The sequence below is a fragment of the Kaistella sp. PBT33-4 genome (assembly GCF_029194425.1).
In the GTDB taxonomy this organism is placed as follows: Bacteria; Bacteroidota; Bacteroidia; order Flavobacteriales; family Weeksellaceae; genus Marnyiella.
The window spans coordinates 86,275-104,376 of sequence record NZ_JARFYL010000001.1 but is presented as its reverse complement, the minus strand read 5'-3'; the positions used below and the strand labels follow the sequence as shown (position 1 = coordinate 104,376).

The window sequence follows — 18,102 nt, the reverse complement described above, 5'->3', positions numbered from 1 at the left end:
ATTTAGCTTCCATTACCGAACACATGAAAATCCCGCGTGGCTTCCATATACTGTTCTGAATAAACCCTGGGGCCTTTTTCAATTACAAATTCCTGCTCCGTAGCGGGGATTTCTTTTTTGGAGAATTCCAGTACATTCCTTTTGACAGGGCCACCGGCAATTCCGAAAATATTTATCCTCCGTATCAAATGCAGTCCCAGTTGCCGTGCAATGTGTTCCAGGCCCGGGGACTGACCCGAAGGGACAATTAAGGAAATAATTCCACCGTCCCGAAGCAGGCCTACGCCGCGATGCAGAATTACAGCTGCGTCCATTTCTATAGTTTGCCGGTCGAAAACATCTTTAGCAGATTCATTAACTTCAAAATACGGTGGATTGGAAATGATAAGGTCAAATTCCGAATCGCTGCTGAATGATTTAAAATCAGCCTGCAGTGCCCGCAACCTGTCGCGATAAGGAGAATTCTGAAAATTACTGTTTGCAAGCGCCACTGCTTCGGGATTAATATCGAGAGCAGTAACGTGCAGTTCAGGATTGCGCTGTGCCAGCATTAAGGAAATAAGACCTGTTCCGGTGCCCGCTTCCAGAACCATTTTTACACCGTCCAGATGCGACAGCGCTCCCAGGAGCACCCCGTCTGTACCTACCCGGAAAACATCAGCCTGCTGGCTAATTTCAAAATTTTGAAATCGGAAAGGTTTCATTACAGATTTGTAGGCAGTGAAATGGTGAACTTAGCTCCCTTGCCGGGTTCGGATTTAACGGTGATCACCCCACCGTAATCTTCCACCATCCTGCGCACCATAGTAAGTCCCAGACCCATACCTGATGATTTGGAAGTAAAACTTGGCTCAAATATACGCTCAATCATACTGCCGTCAATTCCCACCCCGTTATCATCTACAGAGATAATTACCCTTTTGTTTATCTGCTCCAGATCTACATTAATAATAGGTTCGGCCACGTCTTCAACAGCCTGCTTTGCATTTGTAATTAGGTTGGTGATGATCCGGTTCAGATAAATGCGGTCCATTTTAATAAGGATATCATCTCTGTTACTGTGAACAAAAATGCGGTCGTCATTAAAAATCCTGAGAATGGATTCCACCTCTGCATTCAGATGAAAGGTCTCATTGTTTTTTTCCGGAAGCTGCGCAAACTGTGAAAAAGCCGTAGCCACCGTGGCTACCATATCGATCTGGTCTATCACAGATGAGCTCATCTTTTTCAGCTTTTCTTTTATATCAGGATCCCCCGGGTTAAATTTCCGTTCAAAATTCTGGATGGTAAGCTTCATGGGCGTAAGCGGATTCTTCACTTCATGTGCCACCTGTTTGGCCATTTCGCGCCAGGCTTTTTCCTTTTCACTGAAGGCCAGGCGGTCCTTATGGTCCTGAATCTGAAGTATCATCTTATTATAGGCTTTCACCAAAGCACCTAACTCATCGTTCTGATAATACGATATGGGCTGCATTTCCTTATCAAAGATGGTGATGCGGGTAATTACCTCTGAAAACCTGGAGATTGCATCTGTAAGATGTCGAGAAATAACCCAACTTAACCAAATACTGAAAACAATTACAAGCAGATTGACCAAAAGCATGTACTTAAGATACTTATTCAGAATATCCATATACGCACTTTCGTTATGGTAGAAAGGAAAATAAACTATAGCGATAGGCTCCAGCGAGTTATTCTGAAAAATGGTATAAGAGGAGGTTTTATTAGCACCCACGGTGGCGTCGTATTCCTGCACATCGACCCTTTTGTTACCGGCAACTACGCCATGTAAAATATTCTGTGGTATTTTTTTCTGTGCCACCAGATTCCTTTCCCGGTTGGAAAGGAGAAAATTACCGTTCAGATCATAAATTATAATATCCTGTTTAGTGATATCGGCAATTTCCAGAATCTTATCTTTCAGGACCTCGGGCAACTGCTCTGTACTTACAGGTTTCTGGCTCACGGCGTAGTCCAGTGCAGCCATAAGGCTGTTGGTCTTGTTCTGCATATCCGTACGGCTTTGCTCCTTGGCATTGTTCTTCAGCAGAAAATAGGAAAGTATAGACGAACCCGCCATGCTCAGAATACAAACTACGATAAAACCCCAGAAAACCCGGTTCCGAAGACTGTAACCTTTATATTTACTAAGTGGCATGCTTGGCTGTGAGTTTGGCTATGTATTTTCCGATGATGTCAAATTCAAGATTAACCTCATCGCCGACTTTTAAGTTTTTCATATTGGTAAAATTCCAGGTGTAAGGAATCACGGCCACCGAAAAACGGTTGTCGCCGCTCTCGGCAACGGTTAGGCTGATTCCGTTTACTGTTATGGATCCCTGCGGAACTGTTATAAAATCACTTTCCTCTTCATAGGAAAAGGTAAGCACATAACTTCCGTCCTTCTGCTCCATAGCAATAAGCCTGCCAGTCAAGTCTACATGTCCCTGCACAATATGCCCGTCCAACCGGCCGTTCATCTGCATGCAGCGCTCCAAATTCACCTCTGTGCCTACTTCCCACCTACCCAGATTTGTTTTTTTCAGCGTTTCGTCTATTGCAGTTACCACATAACCGCCCTCCAGCAACTGCACCACCGTGAGGCAGCAACCATTATGCGCAACGCTTTGGTCTATTGATAATTCGTGAGCAAATGCACAGCTCATGGTAAAATGGATATTGCGGCCCTGTGTTTCTATTTTCTCCACGGTGCCGGTAGACTCAACGATGCCTGTAAACATAAAATAAAGTGTTAAGGATGATGTTCGGTTGACTGTATATTAATACAGAAAGTTATTTATAAATTTGTAACCTTTAAACAAATTCAAAGATAGTGATATGAGTTCAAAACAACATAAGGTGAGGGTGGGAATTTCGGTTGGTGATTTTAACGGCATCGGTCCCGAAATCATAATGAAGACCCTGAACGACAAAAGCATCACTGACTTTTTCACACCTGTCATCTTTGCATCCGGTAAACTCTTCACTTATCAGAAAAACATCTTCAAACTCCAGCAAAGTTTCCATTATGTAAATGAGGCCTCCGAGGCTCAGGGCGGCAAAATTAATATGGTGAACCTCTGGAAGGACAATGTAAATGTAGAATTGGGCAAACCCACAGAAGAATCTACCAAAATGGCGATTGATTCTCTGGAGGCCGCTACGTCCGCATTACTAAATAACGACATCGATGTACTGGTAACCGCACCCATCAACAAGGACGAAATGATGAAGCAGGGTTTTGCTCATGCCGGCCACACCGGTTACCTGGAAGAGAAAGCCGGCAAAAAAGGACTCATGTTCCTGGTAACAGATGACCTTAAGGTCGCAGTATCCACCCACCATATTCCCGTGTCGCAGGTAGCCGCGAGCATCTCAAAAGAAAAGATCAAGAAACAGATCAAGCTTCTGAATCAGTGCCTTATAGAGGATTTCCAGATCCAGAAACCCAAAATTGCCGTATTGGGACTAAACCCACATGCCGGCGATGGCGGTCAGATCGGAAGGGAAGAAATTGAAATTATTCAGCCTGCTGTTGCCGAAATCTTTGACAATGGCATAATGGCTTTCGGTCCCTTCCCGGCCGACAGTTTTTTCCAGCCGGAAAAGTACCGGAACTTCGATGCTGTACTCGCCATGTATCATGACCAGGGGCTTGCTCCCTTCAAAACTCTGGCTTATGCCGACGGAGTGAATTATACCGCGGGCCTGCCATTTATACGTACTTCACCGGATCATGGTGTCGCTTACGATATAGCAGGACAAAACACCGCCGATGAACAGAGTTTTCGTGAAGCAGTTTTTGCGGCAGTGCGGATTTTTAAAAACCGATCCGAATATCAGGCATTAATGGAATCCCGACTCAAACCCAAGCGAGCTGCAGCAGACAATGGTGTGGATGAAGATTTGCCTAAAGATTCAGCAAGGTAACATGACCATTTTTGGTTCATGCAGATAGCGCGGTACCTTTTTAATTCTGAATGCGTTACCAAAGAGCAGCCAATTACTGAACATTGGTTGAAATATATTTGCTAATTAAAAAATAATGCATATTTTTGCACACTCATTTTATGGAGAAGCTAAGAAAATATGAAGTTGTATTTTCCGGCCTTAAAAACGGAAAGCATAACTTCCGGTTTGAGATAGATAAGGAGTTCTTTCAGCTGTTTGATACAGAGCAGGAGTTTACAGACCCCAAACTGGTTGCTGATGTTTTAATGGAGAAACACACTACTTTTCTGGAGTTCTGGATAACTACTTCAGGAACTGTAAACCTAACCTGTGATATTACGAATGATCAGTTTGACCATCCTATATCCAGCGAGATGCGGCTACTTGTACAGTTCGGCGAGGAGTACGATGACAGTGAAGAGGAAGTAATAACCATTCCGCGGAATGATCATGCCTTCAATGTAGCACAGTTTATTTATGAAGAGGTGATGCTGGCGATTCCGATGAAGAAGGTTTCACCAAATATCTCCGATGAGGATATAGAGAACCTGGAGAAATACAAACCGCAGGAAGAAACAGAAAAAGAACCGGAGGCAGATCCCAGATGGGACGCCCTTAGAAAATTAAAAGATAAAAATTAACATAGAATAATTAATAATTATTAGCAATGGCACATCCAAAGAGAAGACAGTCGTCTACAAGAAGAGATAAAAGAAGAACGCACTACAAGGCATCAGTTCCTCAGCTTGCTAAAGACGCTGCGTCAGGTGAACTGCACCTGTACCACAGAGCTCACTGGCATGAAGGAAAACTTTACTACAGAGGAAAGGTAGTAATGGAGAAAACGACAGAAACGACAGAAGAAGCTTAAGATCATTTCTTAACGCAAAACTTCCATTTCACATAAAAAACCACTCGATTACAATACTTTCGGGTGGTTTTTTGTTGTGTTTTCTTAAAAATTGGTATCTTTGAAACCTTAATTAAACATCAAATATGGACATTAGAGAAATACAGAACCTCATTAAATTTGTATCAAAAGCAGAGGTTTCCGAAGTGAAGTATAAAACGAAGGATTTTGAAATTACGATCAAGACTCCTCTGGCAGGAAATGACACAGTGAGCTATATCTCACAACCTGCTATGTACCAGGGCCAGGCACCTGCACCGCAGGCAGCTCCACAGGCCGCTCCTGCTGCTGCCGAGAAACCTGCTGAAGCTGCATCTGATGACAGTAAATACCTTACCATCAAATCTCCAATGATTGGTACTTTCTACAGAAAGCCAAGTCCAGATAAAGATGTTTTTGTTAATGTAGGCGATGAAGTATCCAACGGAAAAGTGGTTTGTGTTATTGAAGCGATGAAGCTATTCAACCAAATCGAATCCGAAATCTCAGGAAAAATCGTTAAAATCCTTGTGGATGATGCTACTCCTGTAGAGTACGACCAGCCTCTGTTCTTAGTTGACCCTTCCTAGTCATTTTAAATTGTAAATTATAGTTTCGGACATGATTAGCCGAAATAATTTAAAATTCAGAATTTAAAATTTAAAATCAAAAGATGTTCAAAAAAATATTAATTGCCAACAGGGGCGAAATCGCTATGCGTATACTCCGCACCTGTAAGGAAATGGGCATTAAGACCGTTGCAGTATACTCTATTGCCGATAAGGACAGCCTCCATGTAAGATTTGCAGATGAAGCCGTATGTATAGGTCCGGCCATGAGCAAGGATTCCTATCTTAAGATCCCAAACATCATCGCAGCTGCTGAAATTACAAATGCAGATGCCATACACCCAGGTTACGGATTTCTATCCGAAAACTCCAATTTTTCCAGAATCTGCCAGAAAAACGGTATCAAGTTTATTGGTGCCACACCCGAACAGATCGACCGTATGGGAGATAAAGCGAATGCGAAGGCAACGATGAAGGAAGCGGGCGTTCCCTGTGTTCCGGGTTCCGACGGTCTCATTGACTCTTACGAACATGCACTTAAGCTGGCTAAGGAAATTGGTTATCCTGTAATGATTAAGGCTACCGCAGGTGGTGGCGGAAAAGGGATGAGAGCCGTCTGGAGGGAAGAAGACCTTAAGGATCACTGGGAATCTGCCATACAGGAAGCTGTTGCCGCATTTGGAAACGGCGGCATGTACATGGAAAAACTTATAGAGGAGCCAAGGCATATTGAAATTCAGATTGCTGGCGACCAATATGGCAAAGCCTGTCACCTTTCCGAAAGGGACTGCTCCGTACAGAGAAGAAACCAAAAACTTACAGAAGAAACTCCATCACCGTTCATGACCGATGAACTTCGTGAAAAAATGGGGGATGCAGCTGTGAAAGCGGCTGAATATATCGGGTATGAAGGCGTAGGAACCATTGAATTCCTGGTGGACAAACACAGGAATTTCTACTTCATGGAAATGAATACACGTATTCAGGTAGAGCACCCGATTACCGAGCAGGTGGTGGATTATGACCTGATCCGTGAGCAAATCCTTTTGGCTTCAGGCTCACCCATCAGCGGTATCAACTATTATCCAAAACTGCACTCTATTGAATGCCGTATCAATGCGGAAGATCCTTACAACGATTTCAGACCATCACCGGGAAAAATTACAGGTCTTAATATTCCTGGAGGACACGGAATCCGTGTAGATACTCACGTATATGCGGGTTATACCATCCCATCCAATTATGATTCCATGATTGCCAAGCTGATAACGACGGCGCAAACCCGCGAAGAGGCCATCTCCAAGATGAAACGTGCTCTGGAAGAATTCTATATTGAGGGAGTGAAGACTACAATTCCATTCCACAGACAACTTATGGAAAATGAAGATTACCTGGCCGGAAATTACACCACGAAATTCATGGAAGATTTTGTGATGGATAAGAAATTTGACCATTAAATAATCAACACTTATCGATACAGGAATCCGTCTCATTACTGAGGCGGATTCTTTTTGGTTTTATCCGGACCAGCCGTACCCAATTTTCTACCTGCAATTCCGCCAGGTATTGTCACAATACTTTTGCTGTGCACATTTTTCACGAGGATCCGATAATTCAAAATAGAAACGGGTGCAGCTGTCATAATTATTCCACCACGGGGAACTGAAAATATTTCCCTATTTTTGCTTCAAATCATGGATCAATGAATGCAATGAACAGCAGTGAATATATACAGCTTGAAGAAAAATACGGTGCCCATAATTATCATCCGCTACCGGTAGTACTGGATCGTGGCGAAGGTGTATATGTTTGGGATGTTGAAGGGAAACAGTATTTCGATTTCCTGTCGGCCTACTCTGCTGTTAACCAAGGTCATTCACACCCAAAAATCGTGGAAGCACTCGTAAACCAGGCTTCAAAACTGGCGCTTACGTCCCGTGCCTTCTACAATTCCAAACTGGGCGAATACGAAAAGAAAATCACTGAACTTTTTGGTTTCGATAAAGTGCTGCCAATGAACTCAGGTGCGGAGGCAGTGGAAACCGCAGTGAAGATCGCCAGAAAATGGAGCTATGAAGTTAAAGGCATTTCGGAAAACCAGGCACAGATCATTGTGTGTGACAACAACTTTCACGGGCGTACGACTACAATTGTCTCATTCTCCAATGATCCGGACGCAAGTACCAATTATGGTCCCTTTACACCCGGATTTGTGAGAATTCCTTACAACAGCCTGGATGCACTGGAGCAAATACTCCGGGAGCAGTCTGCCACAACGGCGGCATTCCTTGTGGAACCCATTCAGGGCGAGGCCGGCGTTTATGTTCCGGACGAAGGTTACTTAAAGGGAGCTTCAGAACTCTGCAAAAAATACAACGTCCTTTTTATTGCTGATGAAGTACAGACCGGTATAGCACGCACCGGTAAGCTGATTGCCTGTCATCATGAAGATGTACAACCCGATATCCTGATCCTCGGCAAAGCCCTTTCCGGCGGCATGTATCCGGTATCTGCAGTACTTGCTGATGACCACGTTATGAACGTTATTAAGCCGGGGCAGCACGGTTCAACTTTTGGCGGCAATCCGCTGGCCTGCGCAGTCGCCATGGCTGCACTTGATGTGGTTGAAGAAGACGGACTTTCTGAACGAGCTGAAAGACTGGGGAAAATGTTCCGTGCCGAAATTGAGAAAATCATTGCCAAGACAGACCTCATCGTAAGTGTACGCGGCAAAGGCTTGCTGAATGCCATCATCATAAATGATACCCAAGACTCTCCTACAGCCTGGAACCTTTGTGTGGACCTGATGAAAAACGGTCTTCTGGCCAAGCCAACGCATGGAAATATCATCAGGCTTGCACCGCCATTGGTTATCACTGAGGAACAGCTGATGGAGTGCGTTCGGATTATTGAGAAAACAGTACTGGAATATCAACGTTGATTATCCGTGAGAACTTTTTTATAAAAGTTAAAATAATTAGTGGACATTGTAATATAACTAAATTGCACTGTCCATTTTTTTATTTGTTGCGTCATTTCTGATCTATTTTGATGGAATAAATTCATTTTTTCATGAAATAATCGGCCCATACTTTCAGGATTGAAATCTTCAAAATAAAAAGCGAAATTACCACCAATTTCCGGTAAACTTGTAAGTTTTGAAAGAAACACAGGCTTACCGAAAGCCATTGCCTCAATGGGAGGAATTCCGAAACCCTCTGCCAGGGAAGGATGGCACATGGCTTCACAATGTTCTATCACTGCATACTTTTCTTCTTCAGAAAGATTACTGAGGAAATGCACCCTGTTTTCAAGCTGCAATTCATTTATTCTTTTACTAATCTCATCTTTATAAGGTTGCTTCCCATCTGAGGCAATTAAGACTAGATCTTCATCAATAAAAGGCAACATTTCTACTAGAGACATTTGGTTTTTTTTGCTGCAAAGCACTCCGATATTTAAAATATATTTTTTATTTTTTAAAAAAGCATACTTTCCTAACCTATATTCTTCCTTACCGGGAAGCTGTATCCCGTTGTGGATCACGGTAATTTCTTTTAGTTTATTAAGCCGAAACAGATGTCGGTTGTTAATGAAATCCTCTTTTGCATAGTTTGAAATACAAACGATATAATCAGCATTTCTGAGATTATTCTGCACTTTCGTCAGCATTTTTTTTCGCTTCGAGTCCGTTAAGTTTTCGTGGAGAAAATTGAGGTCATGCAGCGTTATAATTTTAATAGTCTTCTTATAGTTTCTTTGGAAATAAGATGACAGCTGATGACTTACATGAATTAAATCGAACTTAGAACTAAAGCCTTCATAAAATTTTTGAGTCTTATTCCATTCAATGATCGGTACCGCAGGATAAATTCTTTTTTTCAAACTACCGGTTCCGTAAAGCGTAAAAAGCTCCTGCGGATAACATTGCAATAAACCTTTGGCAAGATTTCCAAACACATTAGCAATTCCCGAATGAGGATAACGAAGCCGTTCCAGATCTATTAAAATTTTGTTGCTCATAAGGGGGTCAACATAAATGAATATTTATAGTAAATTTGTAAAAAATCCTACATGCAAGAGAGAACTAAGAAGGTTGCTTTATTGATACCCCATCACTTCGAACTTTACAAAGCAATCATTAGGAATCTGGAAAAATTGGGCTTTAGCGTTGTATTCATCATTCTTACAGATAAAACATTCAAATATAAAAGTTTTAAGGAACAATCCACAAATTTTCTTCGCAAAACTATTTTTGGAGATAAGCAATATAAGGACAAACTAAGAGTCATTCATCACTCTGAGGAGCTCGAACATCAGCTTTCTGAAACTGATATTGAGTTTGATTACGGACTGGTTATCCGACCTGACTACTTTACCATCTCTTCACTGGAAAAATTAAAAAAAAAATGCGTCTTATTTTGTGGTTATCAGTGGGATGGCTTTAAAAGATACCCTAAGATCGTTGATTATATTACCCTTTTTGACCGGTTTTTTGCCTTTGATGAAAATGATTATCATAAGCACAAAGACTTTTATAAAAACATCTTCCCTATCACAAATTTTTATATTGATTATTTGCCGCGAAACCCAGTAAATAATGGGCAAGTCTTCTTTCTTGGAAGTTATATACCTGAACGTATGGATCAGGTCATTAAAGTAAGTGACTTTTTTAATGAAAAAGGAATCCCAAGTTCAATTAATGTTGTTTTTCATAAGTCGAAAATTCCTGAAGAGCTTACACAAGCAAGTATTAACTTAATTAAAAAACCCTTAAGTTATTTAGAAATGCTTGATCGCGTAAGCAAGTGTGGCTGCATGCTGGAATTTCACAACAAAGAAATTCATGAAGGACTTTCTTTCCGGGTTTTTGAAGCGCTCTATTTTAAAAAGAAACTGATTACAAACAATGTTTCTGTGAAAGATTATGATTTCTTTCATCCCAACAACTTCTTTATATGGAACGAGAATAACACAGGAGATATAGAAAACTTCCTTCGGGAGGAATATGTTGATTTGGATGAGCATGTTTTAAGAAAATACTCCTTTACCAACTGGATCTCTATTATATTTAATATTAAACCATACCAAGCAATTCAAAATTATTAGAAAATTGAAAACTTCTGTTGTGATATGCACCTATAATGGTAGCTTATATATTGAGGAGCAACTGTGCTCTATATTAGAACAAACGGTTCGGGTGGATGAAATTATCATATGTGATGACCGTTCGACCGACAATACTGTTCTGCTTATCAAATCATTTCAAAATACAAACCCTCATATTACTTTAACTGTTAATAATGAGCAGCTTGGAAGCACAAGGAATTTTCTTAAAGGTATTAAGAGAACCTCAGGAAATATTATCTTCTTAAGCGATCAGGATGATTATTGGGAACCCAATAAAGTAGAACGGATGCTGGATGTCTTTCGCCAGAACCCGACCATTGAGGTAATTGCAACAAACGGTTATTTTTACGATGGGAAGGAAAGTTCAGATGATAAAGTATCCGTTTGGAATATACCAGATTTGTTAAACAAAGAAAAAGTTGATTTCACCTATTTTGAAGTCATTACTTCCCTTACCAACTTTGCAACGGGCGCGTCTATGGCTTTTCGTAATAATATAAAAAACCTCTTAATGTATAACGGCGAACACGAAGAGCTCCTGCATGATGAGTACATTGCGTTACTGGCCTGCCAACGAAATACTTTTCTTTTTTTAGAAGAAAAATTATTTCATTATCGCATTCATCCTGATCAGCAGGTAGGAAGTGAGTTTTTTAAGTTGAATCACAAAAGGATTAACTACATAGCAAAAGCGTTTCTTAGAAAAAACACCTTTGAAGAATATAAAGGGGCACTCAAGGTCATCTCATCCAAACATAATAATACCCGAAAAATCATTAACCTCACCTCAATCGATAAACAAACCCACGAACTTCTTCAGAAATCACTGAATACCTCGGAAGAAAAATTTCAAGAAATATATATGGAAATGAAAAAAAGATTTCCTGTGAAAACAATGGTTCTTAATTTTATCGACTTTTTTACCCGTAAGAGAAAACTTTTATGACTCGTTTACAATTCTCCATAATTGTACCCTGCTATAATCAGGAGCTTTATTTAAAGGAAACCTTACTTTCGGTAAAAAATCAAACTTATACAGCTTGGGAATGCATAATTGTAAATGATGGCTCCACCGATGGTTCCGAGAAAATAATCAATGATTTTTGCGAACTGGACTCACGCTTCAGCAAAATTACTCAGACCAATCAGGGACTTGCCACAACCAGAAATAACGGGATAAGAACTGCGAAAGGCCAATTTATATTACCACTTGATGGTGATGACAAGATCGGTCCCGAGTACCTGGAACTTGCCGAAAAAGAATTCCGGAATGATCCGACAATTAAACTTGTTTACGCTGAGGCCAAATTTTTCGGAACTAAAGATGAGCACTGGCCCCTGCCGCCATACGATTATACACGGTTGCTTTTTGTAAACTGTATTTACTGCAGTGCAATATTCCGTAGGGTTGATTATCTGAAAACAGAAGGATATGATGCAAACATGCGCCACGGTTACGAAGACTGGGAATTCTGGCTGCAGCTTCTGAATAAAGAAGACAGAGTTGTGCGCCTGGACTCTGTACAGTTTTATTACCGGCAGAGGGAAAAGTCTATGATCTCTTTCCTGGATGAAGAGGAAAAAAGAAAGGAAATGGAGAATTATATTGTCCGGAAACACATAATGAAATATCCTGCATTTATGCAGCAGGGTCTGTCAATGGAGGTACTCCTGGATATAAGTTACCGCCTGCAAGAGCTGGAACAACTAAAAAACTCGCTCTCCTATAAGAAAGGCTTCAAACTGGAGAACAGCATTAGAAAAAAACTCGGCCGGATATGATGACACCTTATTTCAAAATTTGGAAGTACAGCCGGCAACTTAACAGGTCAGGACTGTATTTCTTTTTTCCGTTTTATCACATAGGCGGTGCAGAAACAGTTCATTGTAAGATATTGGCTTCAATGGTGGTAAGACCGAACTGCATTATTACTAATCAGTCCATTACCGATGCCAACCTTCAGAATTTTAAAAATGTTTCCAACCTTATCAGTTTCGACGCGTCTGTTTCAAAAAAGAGATATCGCCAAATTCTGCTGAAATTATTCTCTGTTAAAATTAACCGGCAGAAAAAACCAATTATATTCGGATGCAACAGTATCTTTTTTTATGATCTGATTCCCTTTCTGGAAGATCACGTACGCATCATTGATCTTACACATGCCTTTTCTTATGAACAGTACTCACCGGAAAACTATAGTTTGCCTTATGTAAACCGGCTTGATGCACGTGTTGTGCTCGGAACCAAAACAAAAATGGACTATGCCAGGCTTTATCGGGAAAATGGTATAAATCCCATATTTACTGAACGGATACGCATCATAAAAAATGCGGTAGGAATACCGGATACGATTAAAAAAAATGAAAACGAAATCCTTCAGTTAATTTTTGTTGCAAGAAATTCGTCAGAAAAACGCCCGGAAATCGTTTTTGATATTTTAAAAGAGCTAAACGAAAAAAACATCCCATATTACTGCCGTATTGTAGGAGATTTCCCTGAAGGCCAGAAACTGGAAAACACAGAATTTACAGGTGAGATCCACGACTCCACTAGACTTAACGAATTATATTCAAAAAGTGACATCCTTTTGCTTACCTCAGAACGCGAAGGTTTACCAATGGTCATTCTTGAGGCGATGGCACATAAGGTTCTTCCGGTCAGCACTTCTGTGGGCGAAATACCTGAGCTGAACAGTGACCTGCCTGGAATTTTACTGGTCGATCCCCGTCATCACACAAGAGTCTCTGCAGACATGGTGAAAATAATTTGCCGGCTTAATGAAAACCGCAATGAACTTCAAACCAGACAGGAAAACTGCTTTCAACTGGTGAAGAATAATTACAGCGACCACCGGTTTGCCGAAAACTACCGTAATCTATTCCGCTGGGAGTAAGTATTTCTCCAGCACCTTTAAACTGCACAAATCTTCCACTTTCCGGTTATAAAACTGTTCGCAGTAGCTGTGTGCATTTTCCAGAATGAACCGGCACTTGTCGGGATGGGCGAGATAATGCTGAAGCTGAGTTTCCAGATCCGAATAATCGTCCTTTATTTCAATATAATGTACGCCTCCCACCAACGATCCTTCCATAAACCATGTTTCAAGCGTAGGTTTGGGCATTACCGCAATGGAGTTGGAGGACATGACCCACTTCAGGTTGGTAGCCACGTCATTTCCCTGTAAACACAGGATGAATTTATAGTTCAGGTGGTCCGCTATTGAAATTTTCTTTTTTATCCAGAGCGGATTTCCGCCCTGCGCATTCACCTGTCCCAAATCGCACATCGGATGGCCGAAGTACTGGCTGAAAAAATGATATCGGTGCTCCTGAAATACCGCTCCGCGGCCGATAAGCACATCTTTTTTAGTGTGGAAAGGTTGGTCATTGTGAACCCAAACAAAATGACGCGCTTTATCCAGATTCAGCAATATGCTGTTGTTATTATCTGCTGCAACAGGGCGGCTTTTTACAATACTTGGCAAATCGGGCACAGTAGTCACATCACCAAAAACAAAATTGATGGGCAGTTCTTCCGGAAAAAAGCGGGCGTATTCGTAGGTGTCGTGATAGTAGGTTTTAGGTGTTACCGGACTCCGCAGGTCCTTCAGCGTGCAGCAGGGTGAAGATGTTGAACTTTTAACTGAAGAACGGCAGTAATAATCGACCCGGGAAGTCACCAACTCCTTTTGGCGTGCGGTTAGTGAGCGTTCAAGTTGCTTAATTTTTATGCTGTAGGAGGTCGTGGGTAAAATACGGCGCAGGTAGGCCTTTATATAATAAAAGAATTTAACCTGTTTTTCAACTTTTGCCATCATAACGAAATCATGCGGGAGAGTCAGGATTCATCTCCGTTTCGGGCATAATCGTCCTGAAGCCGAACAATGTCATCTTCACCAAAATAAGTTCCTGTCTGTACTTCTATAAACTGTAACAGTTCAGAAGAATTATTTTCAATTCTGTGTTTGGAAAACTGTGGAATGAAGATGCTCATTCCGTAACTTAGCTGGTGGTTCTCGCCATCCAGTACAACCGTAGCTTCACCCTGTATTACCGTCCAGAATTCCTGACGGTGATGGTGATATTGATATGAAAGTCGGTGCCCCGGCAGAACCTCAATTCTCTTGAGTTTGTATGTAGGTTCGTCGGCGAGCACATAATACTTTCCCCATGGTCGTTCCCCTATTTCGAGCATTGATTCATATTTGATGCAAAACTAAATAAAATATTACATTCCTGCACCAAAAGTCATTTTTTGGCTAAATTTGCCCAAATTTAAATCTATGAGTAAAGTTAGAGTTCGTTTTGCGCCCAGTCCCACCGGTCCGCTGCACCTGGGTGGTGCCAGAACGGCCTTATATGATTACCTTTTTGCAAAGAAAAACAACGGGGATTTTGTACTCCGTATTGAAGATACCGATACCGCCAGATATGTGGAAGGTGCCGAAGATTATATCATGGATGCGCTGGAATGGGCGGGGATTACGCCAGACGAAAGCCCCAGACATGGTGGCAACTACGGACCCTACCGTCAGAGCGAAAGACGGGATATTTATGACAGGCATATCGCGGAAATCCTGAAGACGGACTATGCTTATATGGCGTTTGATACCCCCGCCGAACTGGATGATATCCGTAAGCATTATGAAGAAAAAGGCGAGGTTTTCTCCTATAATAATATTACCAGAAACCAACTCAAAAACAGTTTGGCCCTGCCTGCAGACGAAGTGCAGAAACTTCTGAACGAAAAAGCGCCCTATGTAATCCGTTTTAAAATGCCCGTAAACCGCATTTTGAACCTGGAAGACACCATTCGCGGTAAATTTGCAGTTAATACTGATACACTGGATGATAAAGTACTCGTTAAGAACGACGGTATGCCTACGTATCACCTGGCCAATATCATAGATGACCACGAGATGGAAATCAGCCACGTTATCCGTGGCGAGGAGTGGCTCCCCTCTATGGGGCTTCACGTACTTCTTTACGAAGCAATGGGTTGGACCGCGCCTGAGTTTGCACACCTGCCACTTATTCTGAAACCGGAAGGTAAAGGAAAACTGAGCAAAAGAGACGGGGCCAAATTTGGCTTTCCGGTGTTCCCGATGAATTTTACAGACCCGGAAACCAAGGAGGTTTACCCCGGTTATAAAGAACACGGCTATCTGCCGGAAGCCTTCGTAAACTTCCTGGCTCTCCTGGGTTGGTCGCCTGCAGAGGACAAAGAGATACTGAGCCTGGAAGAAATGGCCCAGGAATTTGATCTGCATAAAGTACATAAGGCAGGGGCACGCTTCAGCAAGGAGAAAGCAGACTGGTTCAACCATCAGTACCTTCAGAAAAAAAGCGATGAAGAGGTTCTTCTGATGCTGCAGGACCTGGAACCCGAAAGAACAAAGGCTCTTGCTAAGGACAAACTTCTGAAAATCGTTTCCCTGATGAAAGAACGCGCCACCTTTGTAAAGGACATCTACGAAAGCGGAAAATTCTTTTTTGAAGCGCCGGAAACTTTTGATGAAAAAGCGGTAAAAAAAGCCTGGAACGACCAAACGGCGGGCATCATTACACAGTTTTCTGAAACCTTAAATGCTGATGATTTTAATGCTGCTAATCTTAAGGAAGCCATCAAAAATTTTGCTGAAACCCAAAACCTGGGCATGGGCAAGGTCATGATGCCTCTCCGCCTTGCGCTTGTAGGCGAGCTTAAAGGTCCTGATGTACCGGATATTATGGAAATAATTGGTTATGAGGAGACTAAATCGCGTATTTCAAATGCGGTAAATAATATCGGATAAGTCTCTGCAATTTTCACTAATTTTGAAGGATAATTTTCAGGATATGCAATATTTAGAATTTGAAAAGCCAATTGAAGAACTGATGGAGCAGTATCAAACCTGTTCAATCGTAGGCGAAGATGCCGGAGTAGATGTGAAGTTGGCCTGTTCTCAGATTGAGGACAAAATCATTGAAAAGAAAAAGGAAATATATCTGAACCTTACACCATGGCAGCGCGTGCAGCTCTCCAGACATCCGGACCGCCCTTACACACTGGATTTCATCAATGGAATTGTAGATAAAGACAGCTTCCTCGAGCTTCATGGCGACCGTAATTTTGCTGATGATCCGGCAATGATCGGTGGTTTGGCTACGATAGACGGTCAGAAAGTGATGCTGATTGGTACCCAAAAAGGGCGTACCACCAAGGAAAGACAGCACCGCAGATTCGGTATGAGTAATCCCGAAGGCTACCGTAAGGCTTTACGCTTAATGAAACTCGCTGAAAAATTCCGCATTCCTGTTATTACGCTCATCGATACACCGGGGGCCTATCCCGGACTTGAAGCTGAAGAAAGAGGTCAGGGTGAGGCCATTGCACGTAATATTTTTGAAATGACCATGCTGAAGACGCCTATCTTCTGTTACATCATCGGCGAAGGAGCCAGCGGTGGTGCCCTGGGAATTGGCGTGGGTAATAAGGTTTACATGCTGGAAAACACCTGGTATACCGTAATCGCTCCGGAAAGCTGTTCTTCTATCCTGTGGAGAAACTGGAATCACAAGGAAGATGCGGCAAATGCACTGAAACTGACTCCAAGCGACGCTTTGGAACATAAATTCATTGACGGAATCATACAGGAACCGCTGGGTGGAGCACACTACGAACCGCAGGTTGCCTATGACCACCTGAAACAGTCTATCCTTCAGAACATCAAGGCCTTTGCTTCATTTTCAGGCAAAGAACTGGAACAGCAAAGACAGGATAAGTTCATTGCGATGGGCCGCTTCAAAGGGTAAAAGTTATTAGAAATATAAAATAAAAAGGGCTGTCACCATACCGGAGACAGCCCTTTCTGTTTAATATGAAATCACTATAGTTTTCTTACCTCCTCGAATTCAAAGTAATGGCAATATCCTTATTGATATTCTTGGCTGATGAATATTTGGCATCACAGATACTCGTAGTCACCAGATAATTACCTTTATCGATCAGGATATAACTTTGATTGTTGGCCTTTACATCAAGGTTATAATAATTACCTCTCCCACTGAATTTTACGATCAGGTTACAGGCCGAACGGTTGACGATCTGTACATAGGCTTCCCTCTTGTTGGGACTGTTGTCAAAGAGGTGGTTCAGGACCTTAGCGGCCATCTTACTTTTATCGTTCACGCCATCTTTAAGGTCGCTCTTTACTTCGCGCACCAATTTTCCTTTTGTAAGCGGTTCCACTTTCGGTTTGGCAGCAATATCATTAGCTGGAGTAATAAGCTGTACCAGTTTGACCCTTAAATCTCCAATGGCGGGATCGCTGGGATTATCTTTTATAAAGGCTGCGATTACTTTCGGGTCGTTACTCATCTGCGCCTGTGCAGCCGTCATTTTTTCTGCAGGAGCCTTTACAGAGGTTTTTTTCTTCTGTGCCATAGCGAGACCGCAGATCAGGACCAGAAAAAAGATATACCATTTTTTCATATTATAATTGTGATTGTTAATACATTGGATGCCTACTATAACGTAAAAAAACTATGTTTTAGTTTACATTAAATTTATTTATCTTTGCA

At 41.8% G+C, this 18,102-nt stretch carries 19 protein-coding genes; 12 read left to right on the top strand and 7 right to left on the bottom strand.

What is annotated here, in order from left to right:
• Nucleotides 1–2: 2 nt before the first annotated feature.
• From P0M11_RS00420 to P0M11_RS00410, 3 genes are read right to left on the bottom strand one after another with little or no spacing between them, the layout of a single operon-like run.
• Nucleotides 3–704, bottom strand: a complete 702-nt coding sequence (locus tag P0M11_RS00420; RefSeq protein ID WP_275623971.1) for a methyltransferase — start codon at nt 702–704, stop codon at nt 3–5.
• The gene (locus P0M11_RS00415) at nt 704–2,158 is read right to left on the bottom strand and encodes an ATP-binding protein (protein WP_275623970.1); all 1,455 of its coding nucleotides are present in this window, start codon (nt 2,156–2,158) and stop codon (nt 704–706) included. The genes P0M11_RS00420 and P0M11_RS00415 overlap by 1 nt, the downstream gene beginning before the upstream one ends.
• A complete protein-coding gene (locus tag P0M11_RS00410; protein ID WP_158064962.1) occupies nt 2,148–2,741 on the bottom strand; it encodes a riboflavin synthase in 594 nt (197 codons plus the stop codon). Before P0M11_RS00410 ends, P0M11_RS00415 begins: the two co-directional genes overlap by 11 nt.
• A gap of 97 nt (nt 2,742–2,838) precedes the next feature.
• Between P0M11_RS00410 and pdxA the strand changes: the two genes are divergently transcribed.
• The 6 genes from pdxA (at nt 2,839) to rocD (ending at nt 8,350) form a co-directional block, all read left to right on the top strand.
• The gene (pdxA, locus tag P0M11_RS00405) at nt 2,839–3,930 is read left to right on the top strand and encodes a 4-hydroxythreonine-4-phosphate dehydrogenase PdxA (protein WP_275623969.1); all 1,092 of its coding nucleotides are present in this window, start codon (nt 2,839–2,841) and stop codon (nt 3,928–3,930) included.
• A 140-nt stretch (nt 3,931–4,070) separates the two neighbouring features.
• Nucleotides 4,071–4,592, top strand: coding sequence for a DUF177 domain-containing protein (locus P0M11_RS00400; protein ID WP_275623968.1), 522 nt, complete (start codon nt 4,071–4,073; stop codon nt 4,590–4,592).
• 26 nt (nt 4,593–4,618) lie between these two features.
• Nucleotides 4,619–4,822, top strand: a complete 204-nt coding sequence (gene rpmF / locus P0M11_RS00395; RefSeq protein WP_275623967.1) for a 50S ribosomal protein L32 — start codon at nt 4,619–4,621, stop codon at nt 4,820–4,822.
• A 125-nt stretch (nt 4,823–4,947) separates the two neighbouring features.
• On the top strand, nt 4,948–5,430 hold the full coding sequence (gene accB / locus P0M11_RS00390) for an acetyl-CoA carboxylase biotin carboxyl carrier protein (protein ID WP_275623966.1): 483 nt from the start codon (nt 4,948–4,950) through the stop codon (nt 5,428–5,430).
• A gap of 83 nt (nt 5,431–5,513) precedes the next feature.
• Nucleotides 5,514–6,866 (top strand): acetyl-CoA carboxylase biotin carboxylase subunit, encoded by a 1,353-nt coding sequence (gene accC / locus P0M11_RS00385; protein ID WP_275623965.1) that lies wholly within the window; start codon nt 5,514–5,516, stop codon nt 6,864–6,866.
• Between the two features lie 245 nt (nt 6,867–7,111).
• On the top strand, nt 7,112–8,350 hold the full coding sequence (gene rocD / locus P0M11_RS00380; protein WP_275623964.1) for an ornithine--oxo-acid transaminase: 1,239 nt from the start codon (nt 7,112–7,114) through the stop codon (nt 8,348–8,350).
• On the opposite strand, the gene P0M11_RS00375 is transcribed toward rocD, so the two are convergent.
• Nucleotides 8,341–9,432 (bottom strand): glycosyltransferase family 1 protein, encoded by a 1,092-nt coding sequence (locus P0M11_RS00375; RefSeq protein ID WP_275623963.1) that lies wholly within the window; start codon nt 9,430–9,432, stop codon nt 8,341–8,343. The genes rocD and P0M11_RS00375 overlap by 10 nt on opposite strands.
• A gap of 51 nt (nt 9,433–9,483) precedes the next feature.
• Here P0M11_RS00375 and P0M11_RS00370 point away from each other — a divergent pair, with 51 nt between their 5' ends.
• From P0M11_RS00370 to P0M11_RS00355, 4 genes are read left to right on the top strand one after another with little or no spacing between them, the layout of a single operon-like run.
• Nucleotides 9,484–10,518, top strand: coding sequence for a hypothetical protein (locus P0M11_RS00370; RefSeq protein WP_275623962.1), 1,035 nt, complete (start codon nt 9,484–9,486; stop codon nt 10,516–10,518).
• A gap of 4 nt (nt 10,519–10,522) precedes the next feature.
• Nucleotides 10,523–11,485 carry a glycosyltransferase gene (locus P0M11_RS00365; RefSeq protein ID WP_275623961.1) on the top strand — a complete coding sequence of 321 codons (963 nt, stop codon included), beginning with the start codon at nt 10,523–10,525 and terminating at the stop codon, nt 11,483–11,485.
• Nucleotides 11,482–12,321 (top strand): glycosyltransferase family A protein, encoded by an 840-nt coding sequence (locus P0M11_RS00360; RefSeq protein ID WP_275623960.1) that lies wholly within the window; start codon nt 11,482–11,484, stop codon nt 12,319–12,321. Before P0M11_RS00365 ends, P0M11_RS00360 begins: the two co-directional genes overlap by 4 nt.
• On the top strand, nt 12,318–13,433 hold the full coding sequence (locus P0M11_RS00355; protein ID WP_275623959.1) for a glycosyltransferase family 4 protein: 1,116 nt from the start codon (nt 12,318–12,320) through the stop codon (nt 13,431–13,433). The genes P0M11_RS00360 and P0M11_RS00355 overlap by 4 nt, the downstream gene beginning before the upstream one ends.
• Here P0M11_RS00355 and P0M11_RS00350 read toward each other — a convergent pair.
• Both P0M11_RS00350 and P0M11_RS00345 read right to left on the bottom strand, forming a co-directional pair.
• The gene (locus tag P0M11_RS00350; RefSeq protein ID WP_275623958.1) at nt 13,416–14,357 is read right to left on the bottom strand and encodes a glycosyl transferase family 90; all 942 of its coding nucleotides are present in this window, start codon (nt 14,355–14,357) and stop codon (nt 13,416–13,418) included. The two genes, P0M11_RS00355 and P0M11_RS00350, sit on opposite strands and share 18 nt — an antisense overlap.
• Nucleotides 14,358–14,377: 20 nt before the next feature.
• Nucleotides 14,378–14,734 carry a phosphomannose isomerase type II C-terminal cupin domain gene (locus tag P0M11_RS00345; RefSeq protein ID WP_275623957.1) on the bottom strand — a complete coding sequence of 119 codons (357 nt, stop codon included), beginning with the start codon at nt 14,732–14,734 and terminating at the stop codon, nt 14,378–14,380.
• 88 nt (nt 14,735–14,822) lie between these two features.
• Between P0M11_RS00345 and gltX the strand changes: the two genes are divergently transcribed.
• Together gltX and P0M11_RS00335 are read left to right on the top strand one after the other, a co-directional pair.
• Entirely contained in the window at nt 14,823–16,334 is a 1,512-nt protein-coding gene (gltX, locus tag P0M11_RS00340; protein ID WP_275623956.1) for a glutamate--tRNA ligase, read from the top strand.
• Nucleotides 16,335–16,377: 43 nt separating this feature from the next.
• The gene (locus tag P0M11_RS00335) at nt 16,378–17,334 is read left to right on the top strand and encodes an acetyl-CoA carboxylase carboxyltransferase subunit alpha (protein ID WP_158064976.1); all 957 of its coding nucleotides are present in this window, start codon (nt 16,378–16,380) and stop codon (nt 17,332–17,334) included.
• A gap of 85 nt (nt 17,335–17,419) precedes the next feature.
• Here P0M11_RS00335 and P0M11_RS00330 read toward each other — a convergent pair whose 3' ends face one another.
• The gene (locus P0M11_RS00330; protein WP_275623955.1) at nt 17,420–18,013 is read right to left on the bottom strand and encodes a DUF6759 domain-containing protein; all 594 of its coding nucleotides are present in this window, start codon (nt 18,011–18,013) and stop codon (nt 17,420–17,422) included.
• Nucleotides 18,014–18,102: the final 89 nt, after the last annotated feature.